Source organism: Salarchaeum sp. JOR-1 (genome assembly GCF_007833275.1).
GTDB lineage: Archaea > Halobacteriota > Halobacteria > Halobacteriales > Halobacteriaceae > Salarchaeum.
Genome location: NZ_CP042241.1, coordinates 1,389,145 through 1,410,762, shown reverse-complemented (window position 1 = coordinate 1,410,762; position 21,618 = coordinate 1,389,145). Strand labels below are relative to the sequence as shown.

Sequence of the window (21,618 nt, the reverse complement as noted above, 5' to 3'; positions counted from 1 at the left end):
CAGTCGGTCGAGAGCGCTCACTACCGGGGAATCGAGGGCCGCGAAAGAAGTGCGTTTCTAGACGTCGTCGGGCACGTCGAAGTCGTGGAAGTGCTCGCCCTCCTCCTTCGAGAGGATGTCGAGCGCGGCGGCCGCGCCGTCGCCCGCGGAGATGACGGCCTGCCACTCCTGGTCGCGCACCATCGCGCCGGTCGCGTACGCGTTCTCGACACTCGTCTCCATGTCGACGCCCACGCCGACCACGTCGCCGTCGAAGTCAGCGCCGAGTTCCTCCGCGAGGTCGCGGTTCGCGCCCGTCGCGAGCACGAGGTACTCCGACTCGTACTCGTCCTCGCCAGTCACGACGTGGAACCGACCGTCGTCTTTCTTCGTGACGGACTCGACTTCCTCGTCGTCGTGGAGTTCCGCGCCGTGGTCGTCGCTCGCGTGCTTTCGCGCGCGCTCGTGGAACACACTCCCGTCGATGGAGCGGATGCCGAGGTAGTTGAACAGGTGGGCCTTGTGGAGCCACGTTCCGTCCGTGTCGAACACCTTCGTTTCGAGGCCGTTCTTGGCGGTGAACAGTCCAGCGCTCAGTCCTGCCGCGCCACCGCCGACGACGAGTACGTCAGACATATCGTAGAGTCCGGTCGGAGGCCAGATAAATCTACAGGCCGGAGAAGCGCTCTCGGGTTCGGCGGTGGCGCGCGCGAAACATCATATCGAGGCCGGGGCGGCCGAGCGCGGCGGGCGCGCCGAACGGGAGTTCGTACCGGACGCGGTCGCGAATCAGCGTCCGGTCGTCGGACTCCGCGTAGAACAGGTGTGTGTGTCGCCAGGACTCGAACGGCCCGCCCACCATCTCGTCCACGAAGTACGCGACCCCGTCGCGTTCCTCGCGCTCGGCGATGACGGACGTCCAGGACTGCCGGGGGCCGAACCCGGGGAGTCCGGCGGACATTCGGATGCGCGCGCCGGGTTCGAGGACGCCTGGGTCGGGCGCGCCATCGGGGCCGACGACGGACTCGACGCGGAGACCGGCCCACGCGGGTGTCAGTTCCTCGAGCCCTTCGACGCGGGAGTGGAACGCCCACACGTCGTCGAGCGGCGCGTCGACGCGCACCTCGCGCTCGTAGATCGCCATACGTAGCGTACGGACGCCACCATCTAAACGCTCCCGGCGACCGTGGCAAGTGCTAGCCACAGGAAGCACGCTTATGTACCACAGGGACTTTCGGGAGAGTATGCCCTCGGAGCGTGCGACTCGCACGACACCGTTCACAGCGATGTCCGTCCTCGAACGTGCCAGCGAAATGGAGGGAGTCGTCCACATGGAAGTGGGCGAACCCGACTTCGAACCCCCCGCGGCGGCAATCGAGGCGGCGGCAGCGGCGCTCCGGGACGGCCCGACGGAGTACACGTCGAGCCGCGGAAAACAGAGCCTGCGGGACGCCATCAGCGACTACTACGACCGCCGGTATGGCGTCGACGTGCCCGCAGACCGCATCATCGTCACGCCCGGTTCGTCGCCCGCACTCCTCCTCTCGATGCTCACGGTCGTGGATCCCGGGGAGGAGGTCGTGCTCACCGACCCCTACTACGCGTGCTACCCGAACTTCGTCCGGCAGGCCGGCGGCGAGATCTCGACGGTGCCGCTCGACCCCAACGCGGGGTTCGCGCCCGACGTGGACGCGTTCCAGTCCGCCATCACGCGCGACACCGCCGCGGCGCTCGTGAACTCGCCGAGCAACCCCACGGGTGCGGTGATGAGCGACGACAGCCTGGAAGCGATCGCGGAGCGCGCGCGGCGAACCGACACTCGCCTCGTCTCCGACGAGGTCTACCACGGCCTCACGTACGACGACGACGAGCATTCCGTCCTCGAATACACCGAGGACGCCATCGTCCTGGACGGCGTGTCGAAGCGCTACGGAATGACGGGGTGGCGGCTCGGCTGGATGGTCGCACCGCCCGACCTCGTCGATACGCTGAACCGGCTCGCGCAGAACATCGTCATCTGCGCGCCCAACCACGTTCAGGACGGCGCGGAGGCCGCACTCCGCATGGGCGACGGCTGGCTCGACGACATCAAAGAGACGTATCGGGAGCGCCGCGACTTCCTCGTGGACGCCGCCGCCGACCTCGGCCTGTCGATGGACTACACGCCGGGCGGCGCGTACTACCTCCTGCTCGACGTGAGCCACCTCCCCGGCGACGCGTTCGAGGTCGCGGACGTGTTTCTCGAAGAAGCCGGCGTCGCGATGACTCCCGGCCCCGACTTCGGCGAACACGCGGAGGACACGCTCAGAGCGTCCTACGCGACGAGCACGAGCGACCTCGAAGAAGCCGTCTCCCGGCTAGACGAGCTCCTCTCCCAGACCACTATTTGAGGCGTTCCTGTAGGAAGGAGGGGTGAGCGGCGGTGACGCCGTCGATTTCGAGTATTGCGTCGGAGATCACAGCACCGAGTTCGTCGCCGTCCGCCGCGCGCACTTCTGCCATCAGCATGTGGTCGCCGCTGGACGTGTAGAGCGCGTGCACGCTCTCCAGTTGCTTCAGCGCGCGCGTCGCGTCGACGTACTGTTCGCTCGCGACGTCGATCCCGACCATCGCGATGCTCTGTCCCGAGAGCTTCTTCGGGTCTACGTCGGCCGAGTAGCCGACGATGACGCCCTCGTCTTCGAGTTTGTTGATGTACTTCCGGACCGTAGGCTTGGAGACACCGGCGTCCTCGGCGATATCGGCGTACGAGGCCTGCGCGTCCGCTTCGAGCGCCGACAGGATTCGGTCCTCGGTCGATTCACTACTCACACCCTGTCTTTGGCGTCCGTGAAAAAATATCTTCCGAAGGAGTAAACGCTACTTGTGGCGGTCGATGTAGTCGAACGACCGCTCCCACTCGGCGTCGTCGTCGAAGTAGCGCTCCGCGAGCGGCTGCTCCGGCATCGAGCCGCGGTGGCGCTTCTCCTGCTGGTAGGATCGGCGGCCCTCCTCCACGTAGTAGCGGCCCGTGAGCACGGTGCCCTCGTAGAGGGCGTCCTCGGTCTCGTGCATCATCTCCTGGGCCTCCCGGCGGTCGGACACGTCGAAGTCGTAGTCGTCGGAGTCCTGGATGTCCACGTAGGGCACGTACTGCTTCGCGTCCTTGTTCCACGTCGGGCACTGCGTGAGGAAGTCGACGTGGCTGAAGCCGTCGTGCTCCATCGCCTCGACGAGGATTTCCTTCGCCTGGTTCGGGTTCACGGCGGCCGTGCGCGCCACGTAGGACGCACCCGACGTGAGGCCGAGCGAGAGCGGACGGATGGGCGCTTTCGCGTTCCCTTCCGGCTGGGTCTTCGACTTGTGACCCTGCGGCGACGTGGGCGACGTCTGGCCCTTTGTCAGCCCGAAGACCTCGTTGTTGAACACGATGTAGGTCATGTCGTGGTTCTCGCGGGCGGTGTGCATGAAGTGGTTCCCGCCGATGCCGTACCCGTCACCGTCGCCACCGGCGGCGACGACTTCGAGGTCGGAGTTCGCGAGCTTCGCCGCGCGCGCGACCGGGAGCGAGCGACCGTGAATCGTGTGGAAGCCGTAACTGTCGAAGTAGCTGTTCAGTTTGCCCGAGCAACCGATGCCGGTGCAGAGCAGGACTTCCTCGGGATCCTTCCCGAGCTCCGCCATCGCACCCTTGAGGGCCTTGAGGACGCCGAAGTCCCCGCAGCCCGGACACCAGGTCGGCTGCGGTTCGATACCGGGCGTGAATTCGTTCTGGTCGACCTCGCGGTCGTTACCGATTGCGCTGAATGCACTCATTGTTAGTCACCTGCCGCGGGTTCGAGTCGCGTCTGACTCGATGGTTCGTCGAGGCGATCCTCGATCTCGATCTCGGCCGCTTCCACGATCTCCGCGGGTTCGAACGGGTTCCCGTTGTACTTGAGCAGACTGGAGAGCAGGTCGCCGTAGTCCCCGGTCTCCTTCTGGATGTGGCCGCGGAACTGCGCGGTCGTGCTCATCTCCACGACGAGCGCCTCGTCGACGCTGTCGAGGAACTCACGCACCTTCCGCTCCGGGAACGGCGCCATCTCCGAGACGGAGAGCGCCTTCACCGAGTACCCCGAGTCGTTCAGGCGGTCGACGGCCTCCTCGACCGTCCCCGTCTGGCTGCCCCAGGAGACGAGGCCGAAGTCCGCGTCGGCGTCGCCGTACGTGTCCTGGCGCTCGTCCTCGTCGAGGTCCGCGCGGATGGTTCGCATCTTGCGGAGCCGACGATCCATCTGGTTCACGCGGTTATCGGGGTCTTCGCTGATGTGCCCCTCCGGAGTGTGTTCGTTGCCAGTCGCGAGGAAGTGCCCGCCCTTCTGTCCGGGAATCGACCGCGGGCTCACGCCGTTCTCGGGGTCGTGGCGGAACCGCTCGAACTTCCCGAATTCGTCGTGCGCGGCCTCTGCGATTTCGTCTTCCGTGAGCGTCGATCCGAGGCTGGGGTTCGCTTCCTGATCGAAGAACGACGCGGGGACGTTCCGGTACTCGCCGGAGAGCTTCTGGTCGTAGATGACCATCACCGGAATCTGGTACTCCCACGCGACCTGGAACGCCTTCCGGGTCTGCTCGTAGCACTCGATCGGATCCGATGGCGCGAACACCACGCGGTGGCTGTCGCCCTGACTCGTGTAGAGAACGTGCTCGAGGTCGGCCTGCTCGGGCTTCGTCGGCATCCCCGTGCTGGGGCCCGCGCGCATGGACTCGACGAGAACGAGCGGTGTTTCGGTCATCTCGGCGAGGCCGAGCGGCTCCGACATGAGCGCGAACCCGCCGCCGGAGGAGCCGGACATCGCCTTCACGCCCGCGTGGCTTGCGCCGACCGCGAGCGCCGCCGCCGCGATTTCGTCCTCCACCTGCTCGCTGATACCGCCCACGTCGGGCATGAGCTGGGTGAGGATTGTGAAGACGTCCGTCCACGGCGTCATCGGGTAGCCGGAGATGAATCGGCAGCCCTCGTCGAGGGCGCCGTACGCGATGCCGTGGCTCCCGGAGACGAGCACCTGTTCTTCCTCGTGGCTGCCATCGGGGACGGAGACGTCGTGGGCGTCCACGTCGTAGTCCTCCTGAACGCTCTCGTAGGCGTCGCGGAGCACGTCGATGTTTGCGTCGAGGATGTCGCCGCTCATCGCGTCGGCCATCAGTTCCTCGATGTAGTCGAGGTCGAAGCCGATGATTGCGGCGGTCGCGCCGACGCCGGCGGTGTTCCGCATGATCTCGCGGCCGTGTTCTTTCGCGAGGCCGCGGAGATCCAGGTCGTAGACGTGCCAGTTGTTCTCCTCGACGCGCTCGTCGAAGTTCTCGATGTCGTCGGTGTCGAGGAGGCCGGAGTCGTAGACGATGACGCCGCCCTCGCGGAGCTCGTCGAGGTTCTCGGAGAGCGGCTTGATTTCCTCCTCGCCGTAGTACGCGCCCTCCTTCGGGTTCCGGGCGAAGGAGTCGCCGAGCGAGAGGAGGAAGTTGTAGCCGTCTCCCCGGGAGCGGACGTTCTCGTCCGACGCGCGAATCTCGACGTACGTGTGGCCGCCACGGATGCGCGACGGATAGTGCCGGTGCGTGAAGACGTTGAGGCCTGAGCGCATCAGCGCCTTCGCGAAGTTCTGGCTGGTCGAGTCGATTCCGTCCCCGGAACCGCCCGCGATTCGCCAGATGAGTTCGTCGTTAGTCATAGTAGGTCTCTGGCCCCCTGCAGTCTGGGCCTTATCGCAAAATTTGGCGCGACTCACTAAATCGTTTGCTATCCATTGGCAGGGAAAGTTCGTGAAAAACCGCTACCTGGGCACTCTCCCGCCCGCCAACGAGGAGGCCCGGGGAGGGCGCCCCGGCGACACGAAACGCGAACGTTCAAATACGGTAGCGTAAATACAACAGTTTAGAAATTCGGAAATATATCGTGGTTGTCCTCCTCCTCACTCTCCTCCCGGCGACCGTCGCCGCCAGCGGGAACGAACGGCCACTCGCGGAAGCCGGCCTCGACCAGACCGCCACGCGCGGCGCTCCGGTTTACCTCGACTCCACAGGCTCCTACGACCCCGACGGCGAACTCGCCGAAACGGAGTGGACGATACACCGCCCGAACGGTACGACAGGCATCCCGGACTGCGCGACCTGCCCCACCACCGCGTTCACGCCGCGGTCGACCGGTACCTACGCCGTCACCGTCCGCGTCACCGACACCGACGGCGCCAGCGCGACCGACACCCTCTACGTCACCGTCGAACCCGGCGACCCACCGACGGTCACGGTCGACGGCCCTGACGCCGTCCGAACCGACCACGCCGCGACCTACCGCGCCGCCGCCACCCCGGGAATCGCCGCGCTCACCAGCATCTCGTGGTACGTCGACGGCACCCGCCTCCGAACGACGACGCTCGACGAGACTCGACGAACCGACACGCTCACCCATTACTTCGACGGGCCCGGCGACCACACCGTCCGCGTTCGCGTCACCGACACCGACGACCGCCACGCGACCGCCCACACACGCACGAGCGCGCTCACCGGTAGTAACACGACGAACCAAAGCACCGACCCGACGGCACACGCACCGCCGCCACTCATCGGACAGACAGCAGATGCTGACCCCCGCCTCCGCGGCCCACGAGTGCTCACCGGCGCCGAACCCCTCAGCGGAACCTACCGCGTAACCGACGCTCCCAACAACACACCCACGACGATACACGTCGACGGCCAGCGACGACACTTCGGCCGAACCGCGACACTCACGCTCCAACCCGGCATCCACGACATCGCCGCCACCGTCGACACCACGACCATTCGATTCCCCGACAACACCACCACCGTCATCGCCGACCCTGCCCCCACAGTCGCGATCAACGACATCCAGACTGGCCCCGGAATCACTATTTCCGCGAGCGCCACCGACGCGCTCGACAACCTCGACACGCTCACCATCAGCATCGACGGCAGATCAGTCTACCACCGCGCTCGAACCGACCTCGACCACATCAAACACAGGCACACCACCCTCCGCACTACCTACCGCCGAGCGGCCATCGAACCCGGCAACCACACCGTCACCATCACCGCAACCGACACCAGAAATCAAACCACCACCGAGACCAAAACCGTCTCCGCACCCCGCCCACCTGAAATCATCTCTGCCAGATTCACCGAACGCGAAGACAACAGAACCGCCTACGACCACCGACTTCCACCCGAAAGCTACACCGCTCACCACATCACCAGAATCGCCCTCAACGGAGCGACACCCGCGGACGTAACTCTCGTCAGTACTCCGACCGTCACCGACGTCCTCGAGCTTCCGACACACGTACACGAACGCAACCGAGCCTATAACCGGCAAACAGACATCCTCACTGTTCACACGTACTGGGCAGCTGATATCCCCAAAGTCGGACAAGTCTCCCACGCGGTCAACTGGCGCGGAACACTCGTCTCGAAATCTACCCAACAATCGTTCAAAGCACACCCCAGCGACCCCGTAATCCGATACACTATCGACAGCGAAGGCGTCACCGGAAACTTCGATCAGCGTGGAATAGTGATTAACGCCAGCAAAACGTTCGATCCAGACGATACAAATCTAACATTTTACTGGAAGGGTGGCGCGACAGCTCTTGATGTCTCTCCGAAAGTGGCGAAGACAGAGTCTCATTACCGCTCCACGCTGGTCGTTCACGACAATAATAAGGGTAAGTCGGAGCAGACCTACAGTTTCTTGGATGGGTATGTTCCCGAGATAGAGACTATTACTGAGGTTTCCGTCGGCCCGTATCGGTTGAACGACTCAGTTCTGTTCCGTGTTTCTTCGATTGCGGCGATGTTGCCGAAGAATACCTACGAGTTGAATTTGGATATTGGGGTTCGTGTACCGGGTAGCGGTCACGTCCTTTCTTGGAAGAAGGAATACGGACTAGTCTACGATGGGCCGCGAAGAGGAACTGGCGTCCAGTTCAGCGGAACGGTTTCGGTTCCAGTTGAAGCGTTCGAAAATGGCCAACCAGTGGTCGAATTGTTCAACAAGAACGGAGGGAGTTGGAACGTAGTGCGAAAGCCTCTGCCGAGTATCTCCAAAATTCCGCACGGTAAACCGATAGTGGCAGACGATACAGTCGTTGACGCGGAGTACTTGGTAGAATCGCCCACCTACACCACCCAGGTGGTTCGGAGTGAGCAGAAGAAGAACGAACTGCTCGGGTCGGGGTACGCTATCACGCGGAAGGAGCGAGTTGGAACGCTGTATACTGTGGAGGAGCGTCGGCTCGTTCGGTCTGCCCAGTACGAGACGAGGTACAAGACGTTCAGTCAGCAGGGATATTTGGAGGCGTTTCTGTCGGTGAACGAGGCGTGGCGCGAGGGGCCGTCGTCGATGACGCTCGAGGAGCGGTCGGTGACCGAGTCCGAGTGGCGGGATTCGCGCTCGGGGAAGGGACGGTTTACGGGGGAGACACGCCGTGTACTCATCGACGACGCGGATTACCAGACGTACCGACAGTACCGGTACGACCGTCGCGTTGAACGAACCGGAACGAAGACCGTGACGCGGTATCGGATGGGTCGAGTCCCGTACGAGGTCACGGAACAGGTCCGGCGGTGTAACGACTTCTTCGGGTGCTACTGGGCGACCGTCACCGAGACACGGTGGAAGACCGTCTATGAATCGTACCAGACGACCGTCTCCTACACGTACTGGACGACTGAGTCCGAGACGTACTGGGGCCTGTCCAAGCGGAGCTGGGACCACGAGTTCACCGGGCGAACCTCACGAGTGAAGGTTCAAAACGCCCGATACGGCACAGAATACCGATACAGCTACGAACGAACGTACACCGAACGTGTGACGACGTACACCGCGACCCGGCAAGTGCAGACCGCCCCAGCGACCTACAAGTGGGTCACCACGGATACGACGAGAAGCGTGCTCGATGCCGCAGCGCTTGCTACCGATCCGACTCGTCGAATCAGCGACTCAGAACCGACGTTCGAGTGGACGTTACGGAAACAAACCGGCACACAGACCGAGTGGGTGGACGAGCCAGCCAGTAAATCGGCAGTCAGCAAGACGAAGCTCACTGTCCGTCAAGAGATCGTCATCCCGTACGTGAACGAGGAACTACGCACGTTCACCCCCGAGACAATCGTCAACACCACGACGAAAACGGTCAGTGGATACGAACCAGTAGAATAAAATACTCAATTGTAATACAGAATTTTAAATATATGTTTAAAAAATACTTGCTTGGACTCGTCATAGTCGCGGTAATTACGACAGGTATGCAACCCACACCGGGCCCCACACAGGTCGATACGGAACAGTTCGACTCAATGATGGGTGCCGAGTACGCTGTCTCGTTCAACGAAAACACCAGACTACTGCAGGTCAGCATCAAGAACCCGACGGGACAAACACTGAACACGACGTACTCGTTCAACGTCGATGGCTGGGAGTACAGCCGAAGCACGTTCACACTCAAACCGGGCGAATCCCGGCACCAAACGTACAACATAACGGACAGAATACGCGTAGAACAAGACGTCCACTCAATACTGCTCGTAACCGCCGGCGGACGCGCTGAGTTCGAATTCAACGGAACGTATTCAACTCTGAATCCAGCAGACGTACCAGTCCCGAAAATCACCGACATCGAAGTCGATACCGGAACCGCACGCGGAAACGAATCGACGGTCGTCTACGTGACCGTCGAGAACCCGAGTAAGAACGTGTACGCGTCGTACGTCGTGGCTCATACGAAGGAAACGAGTGCTAGTACGAACGTAGCAAACCCCCTGCCGGGAACATCTGAGACTGTAAAGTTGGAGTTGTTGGAGCCGGTGGGGACGGATGTTCAGGGTGAAATCCGGTTATTCATGGGGAAGCCGAACGAGACGGAGGGTGCGTTGGCGCAGGTGGAGTTCAGTGGATCCGCTGAGTCTGGAACCGAGTACTCGCGGGAGTCGTACGAGCCGTTCAGTCTCGACGGCCCGAACGGTGGGTATTCGTACGACGATGCGGGAAGTGATGGCGTTCCGGACGGCGTGCCGCTGATTGGGGCGGGCGTGCTGGGACTGGTGGTCCTCGGTGCTGTGTGGTGGTGGCGGGGTTAGCGGTCGAGGCCGCCCTGTTCGCTGACCTGGAGAATGTTCCGCATGTTGAGGTAGATTTTCTGTGGGCTGGTGTCCTCTGTTTCGTCGTAGAGGTCGCTGACGCGCTGGAGAATGGCGGCGATTTTCTCTCCTTCGTCGCTCTCGTCGCGGAGGTCGCTCGCGACCTCGCGGAGGACGTCGCGTTTCTCGTGGTCACTGGGCATTGTTACTGGAGGCTGCGGCGGTTGAGGATCCCGGTCATGTTGGCGACGTTACCGGCGAGGTCGCGGAAGGCGTCGCCGGTCTCGCTGTCCTGGTCGAGGACGATGGGGCGGCCGCCGTCGCCGCCCTCACGTACGCGAGGGTCGAGGGGGAGAGAGCCGAGGAACGGGAGGTCGTTCTCGTCGGCGAACTCCTCGCCGCCGCCGCTGCCGAAGATGGTGTGTTGGCTGCCGCAGTCGGGGCACGTGAACGTGCTCATGTTCTCGGCGATGCCGAGGACGGGAGTGTCGTGCCTACCGAACATCCGGAGGCCCTTGCGGGCGTCGTCGACGGCGACGTCTTGGGGGGTGGTGACGACGACAGCCCCGGTGAGCGGGACGGTTTGAAGCATCGTGAGTTGGGTGTCGCCGGTGCCTGGTGGGAGGTCGACGACGAGGTAGTCGAGAGCGCCCCACTCGACGTCTTCGACGAGCTGGGTGATGACCTTGTGAACCATCGGGCCGCGCCAGATGACGGGGTCGTCGTCGCCGACCATGAACGCCATGCTCATGAGTTTCATTCCGTACTTCTCGGGGGGGACGATGGTGTCGTCCTGGGTTGCTTTCGGGTGGTCGTCGGCGTCGACCATTCGGGGGACGTTCGGGCCGTAGATGTCGGCGTCGAACAGGCCGACGCGCGCGCCGCGGTCGGCGAGGCCGGCGGCGACGTTGACGGAGACGGTGCTCTTGCCGACGCCGCCCTTCCCGGAGGCGACTGCGATGACGTTCTTCACGCCGGGGAGGACGGAGCTGTCGGTGTCGGTGTGAGCGGAGATGTCGGGGGTGAGGTCTTCGTCGCGGAGCGCCTCGCGGACGCGGTTCGCGATGGCGGTTTCGTTGGGGGCGTAGGGAGCGCCGAGGGCGAGGGAGACGCTGACTGTGTCGCCGTCAACTTGGAGGTCGTTGACGAGGTTGAGCGAGACGATGTCGCCGCCGAGGTCGGGGTCCTCGACGGTGCGGAGGATGTCGCGTACGTCCTCGGGAGTCATGGCGCGGAGTAGGTGGTGTGGCGTGGATAAGGATTGCGCACCGGCTGATGTAACCGATTCCGGTTACGTGAGCGCGCTTTCACCCACGATTTTATGCACGTCCGGCAACCATCTGTACGTATGCGCGAGGACTCGTTCGGACGGGAGGTCTCAGGGGTGCGGGTCTCTCTCACCGACCGCTGTAACTTCGACTGCGTCTACTGCCACAACGAGGGGCTCGGGGACACGCGGGGGCCGATGGACGCGCGCGACCACGAGATGAGCGCGGACGACGTGGTTCGGTTCCTCGAAGTCGCCGCCGAGTACGACGTGGATTCGGTGAAGTTCACGGGAGGAGAGCCGATGCTCCGGGACGATCTCGAAGACATCATTCGCCGGACGCCGAACTCGATGGAGGTGTCGATGACGACGAACGGAACGTTCCTCCCCGGGCGAGCCGAAGATCTCGTGGACGCGGGACTGGAGCGCGTGAACGTCAGTCAGGACGCTCTCGACCGAGAGCAGTTCAAGCACGTCACGCAGTCCGGCGCGTACGACCGCGTGCTGGAGGGCGTGGAAGCGGCGCTCGACGCCGGCCTCGATCCGGTGAAGCTCAACATGGTCGTCTTCGAGAAGACCGCGGGCTACGTTCCCGGGATGGTCGAGCACGTCGCGGAGAACTCGGGGCTCCAGCTCCAGCTCATCGAGTTCATGCCCGAACTCGTCGGGAAGCCCGAGTGGGCGGTCGACATCGACCGCGTGCACGACTGGCTCGCAGAGCAGGCGGACGAGGTAGAGCACCGCGAGATGCACGACCGCAAGCGCTACTGGGTGAACGGGGGGATGGTGGAAATCGTCGACCCGGTGGGGAACGCGAACTTCTGCGCGAACTGCCATCGGGTGCGCGTCACGCACGAAGGATATCTCAAAGGCTGTCTGAACCGGAACGACGACCTGAAATCGATGGGAGAGATGACGAGACCCGAGATCCGCGGAGCGTTCGAGCGAACGGTGGACGAGCGCGTGCCGTTCTACGGCGAGTACATGGTTCGGGACGGTGACGGCGGTTGGGAAGTCAACGAGAAGTACGTGACAGCGTGACGCTCGCCGGCTGACGGTGGTTCGTGATGTTTAAGTAAGGGCGGTGGTTCGTTACTGATGCAGTCACTGTAGGGGCGCGAGGTCCCGAGTCCGAGAGGGCGACAGTACACACGCGAACGGGTCGTGGTAGCCTAGCCTGGTCAAGGCGCAGGGTTGCTAACTCTGTGGCGTAAGCCTCCGGGGTTCAAATCCCCGCCACGACGCCTCAACCGCAACGAACACCCACGAAATCAAACTATGAGTGCAGAAGACCACCAAGAACCGGACGAAGACGAGGAACTCCAGTACTTCGTCCGCATCGGTCAGACGGACCTCGACGGCACCAAGACCGTCGAGCGCGCCCTCGCCGAACTCGACGGTCTCGGTCGACGCACCGCGCGGATCGTCGCCGACAACTCCGGCGTCGACCGCTCGGCGACGTTCGGCCGACTCGACGACGACGAGATCGAAGCCGTCGTCGAGTCCGTCGAGGGCTTCGCTGACGAGGTTCCCGACTGGCTGACGAACCGACGCAACGACTTCTACACCGGCGAGACCGAACACGTCACCGGAAACGACGTCGAACTCACGCGGAATCAGGACGTCAACCGGATGCGGATGATTCGGTCCTACAAGGGCGTGCGTCACGAGCGCGGACAGAAGGTCCGCGGTCAGCGCACCAAGTCCACCGGTCGTACCGAGGGCACCATCGGCGTGAACGTCGAGGAGCTCCGCGAAGAAGCCGAAGAAGAAGCAGCGGCCGAGGAGGCTGGTGAATAATGGCGCTTCCCGGAGAGAACACCAAGTTCTACGAGACGCCGAACCACCCCTATCAGGGCGAGCGCATCGCCGAGGAGTCCGACCTCCTCGGCCGCTACGGCCTGAAGAACAAAGAAGAGCTCTGGCGTGCGCAGTCCGAACTGCGCTCGTACCGCCGCGAGGCGCGTGACCTCCTCGGAACCATGAACAAGGAGGAGCGAGAGGGCGAGGAGTTCCTCGCTCGACTGAAGCGCATCGGCATCCTCGGCGAGACGGACGAACTCGACGCCGTCCTGTCGCTGGACGTGACCGACGTGCTCGAACGCCGCCTCCAGACGGTCGCGTACCGCAAGGGCCTCGCGAACACGCCCAAGCAGGCGCGACAGTTCCTCACTCACGGCCACATCACGGTCGACGGCCACCGCGTTACCGCGCCGTCGTACAAGGTCGAGGTCGCGGAGGAGGACGCCATCGAGTTCGACGAAACCAGCCCGCTCACGGACGAGCTTCACCCCGCGCGAGCGGACAATCAGGAGTAAACTATGGCTGAAGAAACAGACGACAAATGGGGCATCGCCCACGTGCACGCCTCGTTCAACAACACGATCCTCACCATCACCGACGAGACGGGCGCAGAGACGCTCGCGAAGTCGAGCGGTGGCGCGGTCGTGAAGCAGAACCGAGACGAGGCGTCGCCGTACGCGGCGATGCAGATGGCGGAGAAGATCGCAGAGGACGCGAAAGAACAGGGCATCGAGGGCGTGCACGTTCGCGTGCGCGGCCCCGGTGGCAACCTCCAGCAGAACCCGGGGCCGGGCGCGCAGGCGACGATTCGTGCGCTCGCCCGTGCCGGTATCGAAATCGGCCGCATCGAGGATGTCACACCTATCCCGCACGACGGGACACGACCCCCCAAGAACTCGGGATTCTAACACATGGCAACTGACTTCGACGTCGAATTCATCGACCACGGCGACCGGGAATCCCGCTTCCTCGTTCGGAACGCGACGCCCGCGTTCGCGAACGGCATCCGCCGGGCTATCATCGCGGACGTCCCGACGCTCTCCATCGACAGCGTGCGGTTCGTCGAGAACTCGAGCGTGATGTTCGACGAACAGCTCGCGCTCCGGTTGGGCCTCGTGCCGCTCACGACGCCCGAGGGCGAGTTCGAGGAGGGCGAGGGCGTCACGCTCGCGCTCGACGTCGAGGGTCCCGGGGTCGCCTACTCGGGCGACCTCGTCTCCGACGACCCGCAGGTCGAACCCGCGGACAAGAACGTCCCCATCATCGAGCTGAAGGAAGACCAGCGGCTGGAACTCGAAGCGGACGCCGTTCTCGGCCGGGGCCGCGACCACGCCAAACACCAGGGCGGCGTGGGCGTCGGCTACCGCCACCTCCAGCGCGTCGAAGTCGTCGGTGACGCGGACGAGTACGCCGAGGACGAACCCGAAATCGTTCGGGGCGTCCTCGAGGACGACGGCGAACTCGTCCCCACCGAGGAGTTCGACCACGACCTCACCCAGCGCTACGAGGGCAAGGAGGTCGAACTCCACGACGTGCCGGGCGCGTTCGTCTTCCACGTCGAGTCCGACGGCTCGATGGCCGTCGACGAACTGGTGCTCCGCGCCGTGAACTCCCTGAGTTCGCGCGCGGACGAACTCGAACAGGCAGTCCAACTATAACAAAATGACCTCCCCGACCCACACTACCGGCGTTCGCACTTCGACGGAGCAGCCGCTCCGCCGGACCGAAATCGGTATCAAGGGCGGGGGCCAACGTGGAGGTACGCCTTCTCAACGGGCGTGCAGGGATAGCCAAGTTTGGCCAAAGGCGCAGCGTTCAGGGCGCTGTCCTGTAGAGGTTCGCAGGTTCAAATCCTGCTCCCTGCACTCCACTCCTAACTATAACAGTCAGAACTATGAGTAAGACGAGTCCACGACTCAGCAGTCTCATCGCCGAGCTGAAGTCCGTCTCTCGCGACGAGGGCGCGGACGTCTGGGGCGACGTCGCGGAACGGCTGCAGAAGCCGCGCCGGACGCACGCAGAGGTGAACCTGAGTCGCATCGAACGGTACGCGAACGAGGACGAAACCGTCGTCGTACCCGGCAAAGTGCTCGGGTCCGGCGTGCTCCAGAAATCCGTCACGGTCGCCGCTGTCGACTTCTCCGGCAGCGCGGAGACGAAGATTGAGCACGCGGATGGCGAAACCGTCCAGCTAGAACAGGCAGTCCAACAGAACCCCGAAGGGTCGAACGTCCGGGTGATCCGATGAGTCTCGCAGAGTTCGACGCGGACATCGTCGTCGACGCCGGCGACTGCATCATGGGTCGCGTCGCTTCGAACGTCGCTGAGCTCGCTCTCGACGGCGAATCCGTCGCCGTTGTGAACGCCGAGCAGGCGGTCATCACGGGGAACAAGGAAGCGACGTTCGCGACCTACCGGAAACGCGCGGAACTCGGATCCGACTCGGGTCCGTACTACCCGAAGCGGCCGGACGGCATCTTCAAGCGCGCGGTGCGCGGGATGCTTCCGTACAAACAGGATCGCGGTCGCGAGGCGTTCGAGAACGTCCGTATCTACGTCGGGAACCACACCGACGAGGACGGCGAAGTTCTCGACGGCACCTCGCTCGACCGCCTGTCGAACATCAAGTTCGTCACTCTCGCAGACGTGTCCGAAGAACTCGGTGCTAACGTCACATGGTAACCAACACGAGCGGAAAGAAGAAGACCGCCGTCGCACGGGCGACCGTGAGCGACGGCGAGGGTCGTGTTCGAATCAACTCCACGCCCGTCGAGCTCGTCGAACCCGAGGTCGCGCGCCTGAAGATGCTGGAGCCGTTCCGCATCGCCGGCGACGACCTCCGTGACGAGGTCGACGTGGACGTGACCGTGAACGGCGGCGGGTTCGCCGGACAGGCTGACGCCGTCCGCACCGCCATCGCGCGCGGCATCGTGGAGTTCCGGAACGACGCTGAGCTCCGTGACGCGTTCATGGAGTTCGACCGGTCGCTGCTCGTGAACGACGTGCGGCAGCGCGAGTCCAAGAAGTGGGGCGGCCCGGGCGCTCGGGCGCGCTACCAGAAGTCCTACCGCTGAGGTATACAAACCATGATGGTACCAGTCCGGTGTTTCAGTTGCGGTAAAGTCATCGGCGAACACTGGGAGGAGTTCAAGGCGCGAGCCGCCTCCAAGGAGGGTGACGAAGACCCCGAGGAAGTCCTCGACGACCTCGGGCTCGACCGCTACTGCTGCCGGCGGATGTTCGTCAGCCACCAGGATCTCGTGGACGTCGTGAGCCCCTACCAATGAGGGGAGAGTACAACCGCTACGAGAAGGCCCGAATCATCGGTGCGCGAGCGCTGCAGGTGTCCTACGGGGCGCCCGTGCTCGTCGACACCGACCAGACGGAGCCGATCCTCATCGCGGCCGAGGAGTACGACGCGGACGTCCTCCCGTTCACGGTTCGGAGAGAGCAATGACGCGCATCGAGTCGGTTCGGCTGCGGACGGTGCTCGACTCCCGCGGGAATCCGACCGTCGAGGCGGACGTGCACACCGAGAGCGGTGGGCACGGGCGCGCGGCGGCGCCGTCGGGCGCGAGCACTGGCGAGTACGAGGCCATCGAACTTCCGGCGGAGGAAGCCGTGGCCGCGGCTCGCGAGCACGCGGTTCCCCGGCTCGAAGGACGGGCGTTCGCCGCCGACCAGCGCGAGGTCGATCAGGCCTTGCACGCGGCGGACGGTACCGACGACTTCTCCACTATCGGCGCGAACTCCGCGGTCGCTATCAGCATGGCGGCGGCGAAGGCCGGCGCCGACGTGCTCGGTGCGCCGCTCTACCAGCACCTCGGCGGCGCGTTCCGCGGGCGGAACTATCCGGTTCCGCTCGGCAACGTCATCGGCGGCGGCGAGCACGCCGCTGACGCGACCCACATTCAGGAGTTCCTCGCGGCACCTGTCGGCGCTCCGAACGTTCGGGACGCCGTGTTCGCGAACGCCGCCGTCCACGAGACGGTCGGCGAACTCCTCACTGAGCGCGGCACGCCCGCGGCGAAAGGCGACGAGGGCGCGTGGGCGCCCTCGATCAGCGACGCCGATGCGTTCGAGTTGATGGCGGAAGCCGTCGACGAAGTCGAGGACGCGTTCGGGTTCGACATCGAGTTCGGACTCGACGTGGCCGGCGCGGAGCTGTACGACGCCGACGAGGACGCGTACGTGTACGGCGACACGACTCGCTCCACCGAGGAGCAGATCGAGTACATCGCCGACCTCGTCGACGAGTACGGTCTCGTGTACGTCGAGGATCCGCTCGACGAGGACGACTACGACGCGTTCGCAGACCTCACGGATCGCGTGGGCGACCGAACGCTCGTCTGCGGCGACGACCTGTTCGTCACGAACACGAACCGTCTCCGAGAGGGCATCGAGCAGGGTGCCGCGAACAGCATCCTCGTGAAGCCGAACCAGATCGGGACCCTCAGCGACGCGTTCGACGCCATCGAACTCGCCGTCGAATCCAGTTACACGCCCGTCGTGTCGCACCGGAGCGGCGAGACGGAGGACGCGACCATCGCACACCTCGCCGTCGCCGCGGACGCCCCGTTCATCAAGACGGGAACCGTGGGCGGCGAGCGAACCGCTAAGCTGAACGAACTCATCCGCATCGCGGACGAAGCCCTATGAGCGAGAACGAAGAAGAACTCGAACCCGAAGAATCGACCGAGGCCGACGCGGCCGAGGCCGCGTCCGAGGAGGAAGCCGTCGAGGCCGACACCGAGGACGCCGCCGAGGACGCTCCGGCCGCAGAACCGACGGAGTCGGCGGAGGACGTCATGAGCGACGCCGAAGCCGACCTCCTCATTCCCGTCGAGGACTACCTCGGCGCTGGCGTCCACATCGGTACCCAGCAGAAGACCGAGGACATGGACCGGTTCATCCACCGCGTCCGCACCGACGGCCTGTACGTGCTCGACGTCGCGAAGACGGACGAGCGCATCCGCACGGCCGCGGACTTCCTCGCGAACTACGACCCCGAGCAGGTGCTCGTCACCTCCAGCCGTCAGTACGGCCGGTTCCCCGCGGAGAAGTTCGCGGAAGCGGTCGGCGCGCGCGCTCGAACGGGCCGCTTCATCCCGGGGACGCTCACGAACCCCCAGTACGACGGCTACATCGAGCCGGACGTGCTCGTCGTCACTGACCCAATCGGCGACGCGCAGGCGGTGAAGGAAGCCATCACGGTCGGCATCCCCGTCATCGCCATGTGTGACTCGAACAACCAGACCAGTAACGTCGACCTCGTCGTCCCGACGAACAACAAGGGCCGTCGCGCCCTCAGCGTCGTCTACTGGCTGCTCGCGAACGAGACGCTCGACCGCCGCGGCGCGGAACCGGCGTACGCCCTCGAGGACTTCGAGAGCGAAATCTAGCGGGGTTCTTTCGTTTCTGTCCTGTCTCTCGCTCGGGGAGCGACAGCGCCGTCAGTCCCGTGAGGGGTGGGTGCTGGCCGGCCGAGGGCCGTCGAACCCGAGCGTTTCGCGGAGCGTGTCGCCCGCGGGCGACGGGGCGAGGCCGCGGTCGTCGAGTTCGGGGATGAGGTAGTCGATCACGTCGGTGAACGTCTTGGGGACGACAGGGGCCATGACGACGAAGCCGTCCGCGCCGGCGTCCATCCAGTCTTCGAGTTCGTCCGCGACGGATTCGGGGGTGCCGACGAACTCGGGCGTGGGGTAGCGGGCGTAGCGGGCGGCGGCGTCGCCGACCGTCCACTCGCGGTCGTCGCGGAGGAAGGCGTTGAGCGCGCCGCGGATGCCTTCGACGGAGATGTTTTCGAGGCGGGCGTCGCGGTCGTACTGGCTGTAGTCGTGGTTGAGGTGGTTCGAGAGGCGAACGAGGCCGGTCTCCGGATCGATGGCGTCGATGACGCGGTCGCGGTACGCGGCGGCGGCCGCGTCGGTTGGGGCGACGTACGGCGTGATGGCGGGATAGACGCGGATGTCGTCGATGGTGCGGCCGTGATCGCGGGCGCGCGCGTCGAGGTCGCGGGTGGCGTCCGCGAGCGAGTCGCGGGTGAGGTGGAAGGCGAAGGTGGCTTCGGCGTGTTCGGCGGCGAACTCGCGGCCGCGTTCGGACTGCCCGGCCTGGAAGACGACGGGCGTGCGCTGGGGCGTGGGCGCGGTCATGTGCGGGCCGCGGACGCGGTGGTGGGGGCCGTCGTGGTCGATGAACCGGACGCGGTCGGGGTCGGCGTAGGTGCCGGTGGCGGCGTCGCGGACGACGGCGTCGTCGTCCCAGGAGTCCATCCAGAGGGCGTAGCAGGCGCGGAGGTGGTCGTCGGCGCGGTTGTAGCGTTCGTCGTGGGGGACGTACTCGCCGACGACGTTCTCAAATTCGAGTCGGCCGCTTGAGGTGACGACGTTCCAGCCGAGGCGGCCGTCAGTGAGGTCGTCGATGCTGGAGAGTTTCTTCGCGAGAAGGTAGGGCGGATAGAAGGACGTGGAGGCGGTGGTGACGAGGCCGAGGGTGTCGGTGGCGGCGGCGAGGGCGGGGAGGAGGGGGAGCGGGTCGTTCTCTGGGAGTTGTTCGCCGTGGCGGACGGTGGGGCGGATGCTGTCCTCGTAGGTGTTGGCGACGTTGTAGGCGTCCGCGAAGAACAGCGCGCTGAACGCGCCGTCGAGGCGGCGGGCGAGAGACTGCCAGAAGTCGAGGTCGCGGTAGCCGTCCGGCTGGCGGTGTTCGGGGAGGCGCCACGCGTCTTCGACCGCCGGGGAGTGACTGCAGTTGGCGTACGCGAGCAGGTCGAGCGTCGCGTCGTCGGACATACGCCTCCACTCGAACGGGTCGAAGGTAGTAGTTACTGTACCGGCACCTCGTGAAGAACTATCTCCTTCACTAGCGATGTTTGGAAAAAGATTTTATGCACGAGTGGTGCTAGTCGGTACACCGACAGATGACGCGACTCGCACGGCTGTTCGGCCTCGAATCGACGACGGTCGCGGAACGACTGCTGTTCGCGCTCTCGGTGGCGCTCTCGGTTGCGCTCGCCGCCGCCGGCATCCTCTACCCCGATGCAGTCGGCGGGTTCTTCGCGAGCAGTTTCGCGTGGGTGACGGTGAACGCGGGCTGGTGGTTCATCCTCCTCGGGTTCGCGCTCACCGTCTTCTTCACGTGGCTCTGCGTCTCCCGATACGGCGACCTGCGCGTCGGCGGACCCGACGCCGACCCCGAGTTCGGAACCGTCTCCTGGGTGGCGATGGCGTTCACCGTCGGCTACTCCATCGCCGTCCTGTTCTGGGGCGTCGCGGAACCCGTCAGCATCGTCACCAGCCCCCCGCCGAGGTCGCCCGTCCCCGGCGCGTCCCCGGAGTCGCTCGCGCTCGCATTCACCTTCCTCCACGACATCCTCCCCGGTCTCGTCGCGTGGTACCTCCCGTTCGCCGTACTCTTTGGACTGGTCGCGTGGCAGCACGACAACTGGAAGGCGAGCGTCCTCCTCGAACCGCTCGGCCGCCCGTTCACCCATCCCGCCGTCGCGTGGCTGGTGGACGTCGTCACCGTGCTCGCCATCGTCGGCGGACTCGGCACCTCCCTCGGGTTCATAGGCCAACAGCTCTCCTCCATCGTCCGCGTCGTCTTCGGCTTCGACGCCAGCTACGTCACCCTCGTCCTGTTCCTCGCCGTCGCCGTCGTCTTCGTCGTGGACGTGTTCGCCGGCCTCCGCCGCGGCATCCAGAACGCCGCCCGGGTCGCCGTCGCCGCGAACGTCCTCCTCACCGTCGTCCTGTTTGTCCTCGGCCCGACCGGGTTCATCCTCGACCTCGGACTGGACGCGATGGGCGTCTGGCTGTCGAACCTCGCCCGGCTCTCGCTCTACACCGCCCCCACCTCGCCCGGAAACTGGCCGCAGAACTGGACGAGCTTCTGGTGGGCGTGGTGGGCCGCCTGGGGCGTGTTCGTCGGGAGTTTCGTCGCGCGCATCTCGAAGGGCCGCACGATACGGGAGGTGTTCGTCGGGCTCTGCATCGCGCCCGCCGCCTTCCTCGTCTTCCAGCACAGCGTCCTCGGCGGCCTCGCGCTCGCCCCCGGGAACCTCGACCCCGTCGCGGCCGCGCTCGCCGCGGACGGGAACGCCGCGGCGCTCAGCACCGCGCTCACGCTCGTCCCCGCCCCGCGGCTTGTCGGCGCGCTCGCGCTCCTCGCGCTGGCCGGCTACATCGTCACCAGCCTCGACTCCGCGGTCTACATGCTCGCCGCCATCACGCTCGGGGAACGCGAGCCGAACGTCCGAAACCGCGCGGCGTGGGGGATCGCGATGGTCGGCGTCGGCGTGATGACGACGTTCGTCGGCGGCGGGACGACCGTCCTCGAATCCTTCTCCACGACGCTCGCCCTCCCGCTCACCGCGCTCTACGTCCTCGTCGCCTACGCCACCTACGTCGTCGCGGAGCGCCGGTACGACAAGTAGCGAACCGAACGGTCTTTCACTC

Annotated in this window: 24 protein-coding genes and 2 tRNA genes; 18 read left to right on the top strand and 8 right to left on the bottom strand. The window is 64.9% G+C overall.

The genetic code is table 11. The features are described from left to right. Positions 1-57: 57 nt before the first annotated feature. Positions 58-615: an NAD(P)/FAD-dependent oxidoreductase gene (locus FQU85_RS08460; RefSeq protein ID WP_145846847.1), complete on the bottom strand. Its 558-nt coding sequence runs from the start codon at positions 613-615 to the stop codon at positions 58-60. Between the two features lie 31 nt (positions 616-646). Beyond that, positions 647-1,123 carry an SRPBCC family protein gene (locus tag FQU85_RS08455; protein ID WP_145846845.1) on the bottom strand — a complete coding sequence of 159 codons (477 nt, stop codon included), beginning with the start codon at positions 1,121-1,123 and terminating at the stop codon, positions 647-649. A gap of 100 nt (positions 1,124-1,223) precedes the next feature. On the opposite strand from FQU85_RS08455, the gene FQU85_RS08450 reads away from it, so the two are divergent. After that, positions 1,224-2,369, top strand: coding sequence for a pyridoxal phosphate-dependent aminotransferase (locus tag FQU85_RS08450; protein WP_145846842.1), 1,146 nt, complete (start codon positions 1,224-1,226; stop codon positions 2,367-2,369). Here the strand turns inward: FQU85_RS08450 and lrpA1 are convergent. From lrpA1 to FQU85_RS08435, 3 genes are read right to left on the bottom strand one after another with little or no spacing between them, the layout of a single operon-like run. Continuing rightward, positions 2,362-2,790, bottom strand: a complete 429-nt coding sequence (gene lrpA1, locus FQU85_RS08445) for an HTH-type transcriptional regulator LrpA1 (protein ID WP_145846840.1) — start codon at positions 2,788-2,790, stop codon at positions 2,362-2,364. The two genes, FQU85_RS08450 and lrpA1, sit on opposite strands and share 8 nt — an antisense overlap. Before the next feature lie 48 nt (positions 2,791-2,838). Then, positions 2,839-3,774, bottom strand: coding sequence for a thiamine pyrophosphate-dependent enzyme (locus FQU85_RS08440; RefSeq protein WP_145846838.1), 936 nt, complete (start codon positions 3,772-3,774; stop codon positions 2,839-2,841). Between the two features lie 2 nt (positions 3,775-3,776). After that, entirely contained in the window at positions 3,777-5,669 is a 1,893-nt protein-coding gene (locus FQU85_RS08435) for a 2-oxoacid:acceptor oxidoreductase subunit alpha (protein ID WP_145846836.1), read from the bottom strand. A 224-nt stretch (positions 5,670-5,893) separates the two neighbouring features. On the opposite strand from FQU85_RS08435, the gene FQU85_RS08430 reads away from it, so the two are divergent. Continuing rightward, the gene (locus tag FQU85_RS08430) at positions 5,894-9,172 is read left to right on the top strand and encodes a PKD domain-containing protein (protein ID WP_145846834.1); all 3,279 of its coding nucleotides are present in this window, start codon (positions 5,894-5,896) and stop codon (positions 9,170-9,172) included. Between the two features lie 32 nt (positions 9,173-9,204). Further along, a complete protein-coding gene (locus FQU85_RS08425) occupies positions 9,205-10,089 on the top strand; it encodes a hypothetical protein (RefSeq protein WP_168219960.1) in 885 nt (294 codons plus the stop codon). On the opposite strand, the gene FQU85_RS08420 is transcribed toward FQU85_RS08425, so the two are convergent. Further along, positions 10,086-10,292, bottom strand: a complete 207-nt coding sequence (locus tag FQU85_RS08420; protein ID WP_145846831.1) for a hypothetical protein — start codon at positions 10,290-10,292, stop codon at positions 10,086-10,088. The two genes, FQU85_RS08425 and FQU85_RS08420, sit on opposite strands and share 4 nt — an antisense overlap. A gap of 2 nt (positions 10,293-10,294) precedes the next feature. Beyond that, a complete protein-coding gene (locus tag FQU85_RS08415) occupies positions 10,295-11,317 on the bottom strand; it encodes an Mrp/NBP35 family ATP-binding protein (RefSeq protein WP_145846829.1) in 1,023 nt (340 codons plus the stop codon). A 120-nt stretch (positions 11,318-11,437) separates the two neighbouring features. On the opposite strand from FQU85_RS08415, the gene moaA reads away from it, so the two are divergent. From moaA to rpsB, 14 genes are all read left to right on the top strand, one after another. Further along, positions 11,438-12,397, top strand: a complete 960-nt coding sequence (moaA, locus tag FQU85_RS08410; protein WP_145846827.1) for a GTP 3',8-cyclase MoaA — start codon at positions 11,438-11,440, stop codon at positions 12,395-12,397. Between the two features lie 120 nt (positions 12,398-12,517). Further along, a tRNA-Ser gene (locus tag FQU85_RS08405) sits at positions 12,518-12,600 on the top strand. 34 nt (positions 12,601-12,634) lie between these two features. After that, positions 12,635-13,156 carry a 30S ribosomal protein S13 gene (locus FQU85_RS08400; RefSeq protein WP_145846825.1) on the top strand — a complete coding sequence of 174 codons (522 nt, stop codon included), beginning with the start codon at positions 12,635-12,637 and terminating at the stop codon, positions 13,154-13,156. After that, complete coding sequence (locus FQU85_RS08395; protein WP_145846823.1) at positions 13,156-13,674, top strand: 30S ribosomal protein S4; 519 nt, start codon at positions 13,156-13,158, stop codon at positions 13,672-13,674. Before FQU85_RS08400 ends, FQU85_RS08395 begins: the two co-directional genes overlap by 1 nt. A gap of 3 nt (positions 13,675-13,677) precedes the next feature. After that, positions 13,678-14,067, top strand: a complete 390-nt coding sequence (locus FQU85_RS08390) for a 30S ribosomal protein S11 (protein WP_145846822.1) — start codon at positions 13,678-13,680, stop codon at positions 14,065-14,067. 3 nt (positions 14,068-14,070) lie between these two features. After that, positions 14,071-14,817 (top strand): DNA-directed RNA polymerase subunit D, encoded by a 747-nt coding sequence (locus FQU85_RS08385; protein WP_145846820.1) that lies wholly within the window; start codon positions 14,071-14,073, stop codon positions 14,815-14,817. Positions 14,818-14,939: 122 nt separating this feature from the next. Further along, a tRNA-Leu gene (locus FQU85_RS08380) sits at positions 14,940-15,024 on the top strand. Positions 15,025-15,053: 29 nt separating this feature from the next. Continuing rightward, positions 15,054-15,407: a 50S ribosomal protein L18e gene (locus FQU85_RS08375; RefSeq protein WP_145846818.1), complete on the top strand. Its 354-nt coding sequence runs from the start codon at positions 15,054-15,056 to the stop codon at positions 15,405-15,407. Then, positions 15,404-15,841: a 50S ribosomal protein L13 gene (locus FQU85_RS08370; RefSeq protein ID WP_145846816.1), complete on the top strand. Its 438-nt coding sequence runs from the start codon at positions 15,404-15,406 to the stop codon at positions 15,839-15,841. Before FQU85_RS08375 ends, FQU85_RS08370 begins: the two co-directional genes overlap by 4 nt. Further along, the gene (locus FQU85_RS08365; RefSeq protein ID WP_145846814.1) at positions 15,835-16,233 is read left to right on the top strand and encodes a 30S ribosomal protein S9; all 399 of its coding nucleotides are present in this window, start codon (positions 15,835-15,837) and stop codon (positions 16,231-16,233) included. Before FQU85_RS08370 ends, FQU85_RS08365 begins: the two co-directional genes overlap by 7 nt. 12 nt (positions 16,234-16,245) lie before the next feature. Beyond that, complete coding sequence (locus tag FQU85_RS08360; protein ID WP_145846812.1) at positions 16,246-16,446, top strand: DNA-directed RNA polymerase subunit N; 201 nt, start codon at positions 16,246-16,248, stop codon at positions 16,444-16,446. Beyond that, positions 16,443-16,616, top strand: coding sequence for a DNA-directed RNA polymerase subunit K (locus FQU85_RS08355; RefSeq protein ID WP_145846810.1), 174 nt, complete (start codon positions 16,443-16,445; stop codon positions 16,614-16,616). Before FQU85_RS08360 ends, FQU85_RS08355 begins: the two co-directional genes overlap by 4 nt. Then, the gene (eno, locus tag FQU85_RS08350; RefSeq protein ID WP_145846808.1) at positions 16,613-17,818 is read left to right on the top strand and encodes a phosphopyruvate hydratase; all 1,206 of its coding nucleotides are present in this window, start codon (positions 16,613-16,615) and stop codon (positions 17,816-17,818) included. Before FQU85_RS08355 ends, eno begins: the two co-directional genes overlap by 4 nt. Further along, positions 17,815-18,561: a 30S ribosomal protein S2 gene (gene rpsB, locus FQU85_RS08345; RefSeq protein WP_145846805.1), complete on the top strand. Its 747-nt coding sequence runs from the start codon at positions 17,815-17,817 to the stop codon at positions 18,559-18,561. Before eno ends, rpsB begins: the two co-directional genes overlap by 4 nt. A 51-nt stretch (positions 18,562-18,612) precedes the next feature. On the opposite strand, the gene FQU85_RS08340 is transcribed toward rpsB, so the two are convergent. Next, positions 18,613-19,953, bottom strand: coding sequence for an NtaA/DmoA family FMN-dependent monooxygenase (locus FQU85_RS08340; protein ID WP_145846803.1), 1,341 nt, complete (start codon positions 19,951-19,953; stop codon positions 18,613-18,615). Between the two features lie 128 nt (positions 19,954-20,081). Between FQU85_RS08340 and FQU85_RS08335 the strand changes: the two genes are divergently transcribed. Beyond that, positions 20,082-21,596, top strand: a complete 1,515-nt coding sequence (locus tag FQU85_RS08335) for a BCCT family transporter (protein ID WP_145846801.1) — start codon at positions 20,082-20,084, stop codon at positions 21,594-21,596. The last annotated feature ends 22 nt before the right edge of the window (positions 21,597-21,618 follow it).

What these genes read in the sequence shown, in the direction of transcription:
- FQU85_RS08460 (WP_145846847.1), bottom strand. Translation starts at nt 615, where the DNA reads ATGTCTGACGTACTCGTCGTCGGCGGTGGCGCGGCAGGACTGAGCGCT.
- FQU85_RS08455 (WP_145846845.1), bottom strand. Translation starts at nt 1,123, where the DNA reads ATGGCGATCTACGAGCGCGAGGTGCGCGTCGACGCGCCGCTCGACGAC.
- FQU85_RS08450 (WP_145846842.1), top strand. Translation starts at nt 1,224, where the DNA reads ATGCCCTCGGAGCGTGCGACTCGCACGACACCGTTCACAGCGATGTCC.
- FQU85_RS08440 (WP_145846838.1), bottom strand. Translation starts at nt 3,774, where the DNA reads ATGAGTGCATTCAGCGCAATCGGTAACGACCGCGAGGTCGACCAGAAC.
- FQU85_RS08435 (WP_145846836.1), bottom strand. Translation starts at nt 5,669, where the DNA reads ATGACTAACGACGAACTCATCTGGCGAATCGCGGGCGGTTCCGGGGAC.
- FQU85_RS08425 (WP_168219960.1), top strand. Translation starts at nt 9,205, where the DNA reads ATGTTTAAAAAATACTTGCTTGGACTCGTCATAGTCGCGGTAATTACG.
- FQU85_RS08420 (WP_145846831.1), bottom strand. Translation starts at nt 10,292, where the DNA reads ATGCCCAGTGACCACGAGAAACGCGACGTCCTCCGCGAGGTCGCGAGC.
- FQU85_RS08415 (WP_145846829.1), bottom strand. Translation starts at nt 11,317, where the DNA reads ATGACTCCCGAGGACGTACGCGACATCCTCCGCACCGTCGAGGACCCC.
- moaA (WP_145846827.1), top strand. Translation starts at nt 11,438, where the DNA reads ATGCGCGAGGACTCGTTCGGACGGGAGGTCTCAGGGGTGCGGGTCTCT.
- FQU85_RS08400 (WP_145846825.1), top strand. Translation starts at nt 12,635, where the DNA reads ATGAGTGCAGAAGACCACCAAGAACCGGACGAAGACGAGGAACTCCAG.
- FQU85_RS08395 (WP_145846823.1), top strand. Translation starts at nt 13,156, where the DNA reads ATGGCGCTTCCCGGAGAGAACACCAAGTTCTACGAGACGCCGAACCAC.
- FQU85_RS08390 (WP_145846822.1), top strand. Translation starts at nt 13,678, where the DNA reads ATGGCTGAAGAAACAGACGACAAATGGGGCATCGCCCACGTGCACGCC.
- FQU85_RS08385 (WP_145846820.1), top strand. Translation starts at nt 14,071, where the DNA reads ATGGCAACTGACTTCGACGTCGAATTCATCGACCACGGCGACCGGGAA.
- FQU85_RS08375 (WP_145846818.1), top strand. Translation starts at nt 15,054, where the DNA reads ATGAGTAAGACGAGTCCACGACTCAGCAGTCTCATCGCCGAGCTGAAG.
- FQU85_RS08370 (WP_145846816.1), top strand. Translation starts at nt 15,404, where the DNA reads ATGAGTCTCGCAGAGTTCGACGCGGACATCGTCGTCGACGCCGGCGAC.
- FQU85_RS08365 (WP_145846814.1), top strand. Translation starts at nt 15,835, where the DNA reads ATGGTAACCAACACGAGCGGAAAGAAGAAGACCGCCGTCGCACGGGCG.
- FQU85_RS08360 (WP_145846812.1), top strand. Translation starts at nt 16,246, where the DNA reads ATGATGGTACCAGTCCGGTGTTTCAGTTGCGGTAAAGTCATCGGCGAA.
- FQU85_RS08355 (WP_145846810.1), top strand. Translation starts at nt 16,443, where the DNA reads ATGAGGGGAGAGTACAACCGCTACGAGAAGGCCCGAATCATCGGTGCG.
- eno (WP_145846808.1), top strand. Translation starts at nt 16,613, where the DNA reads ATGACGCGCATCGAGTCGGTTCGGCTGCGGACGGTGCTCGACTCCCGC.
- rpsB (WP_145846805.1), top strand. Translation starts at nt 17,815, where the DNA reads ATGAGCGAGAACGAAGAAGAACTCGAACCCGAAGAATCGACCGAGGCC.
- FQU85_RS08340 (WP_145846803.1), bottom strand. Translation starts at nt 19,953, where the DNA reads ATGTCCGACGACGCGACGCTCGACCTGCTCGCGTACGCCAACTGCAGT.
- FQU85_RS08335 (WP_145846801.1), top strand. Translation starts at nt 20,082, where the DNA reads ATGACGCGACTCGCACGGCTGTTCGGCCTCGAATCGACGACGGTCGCG.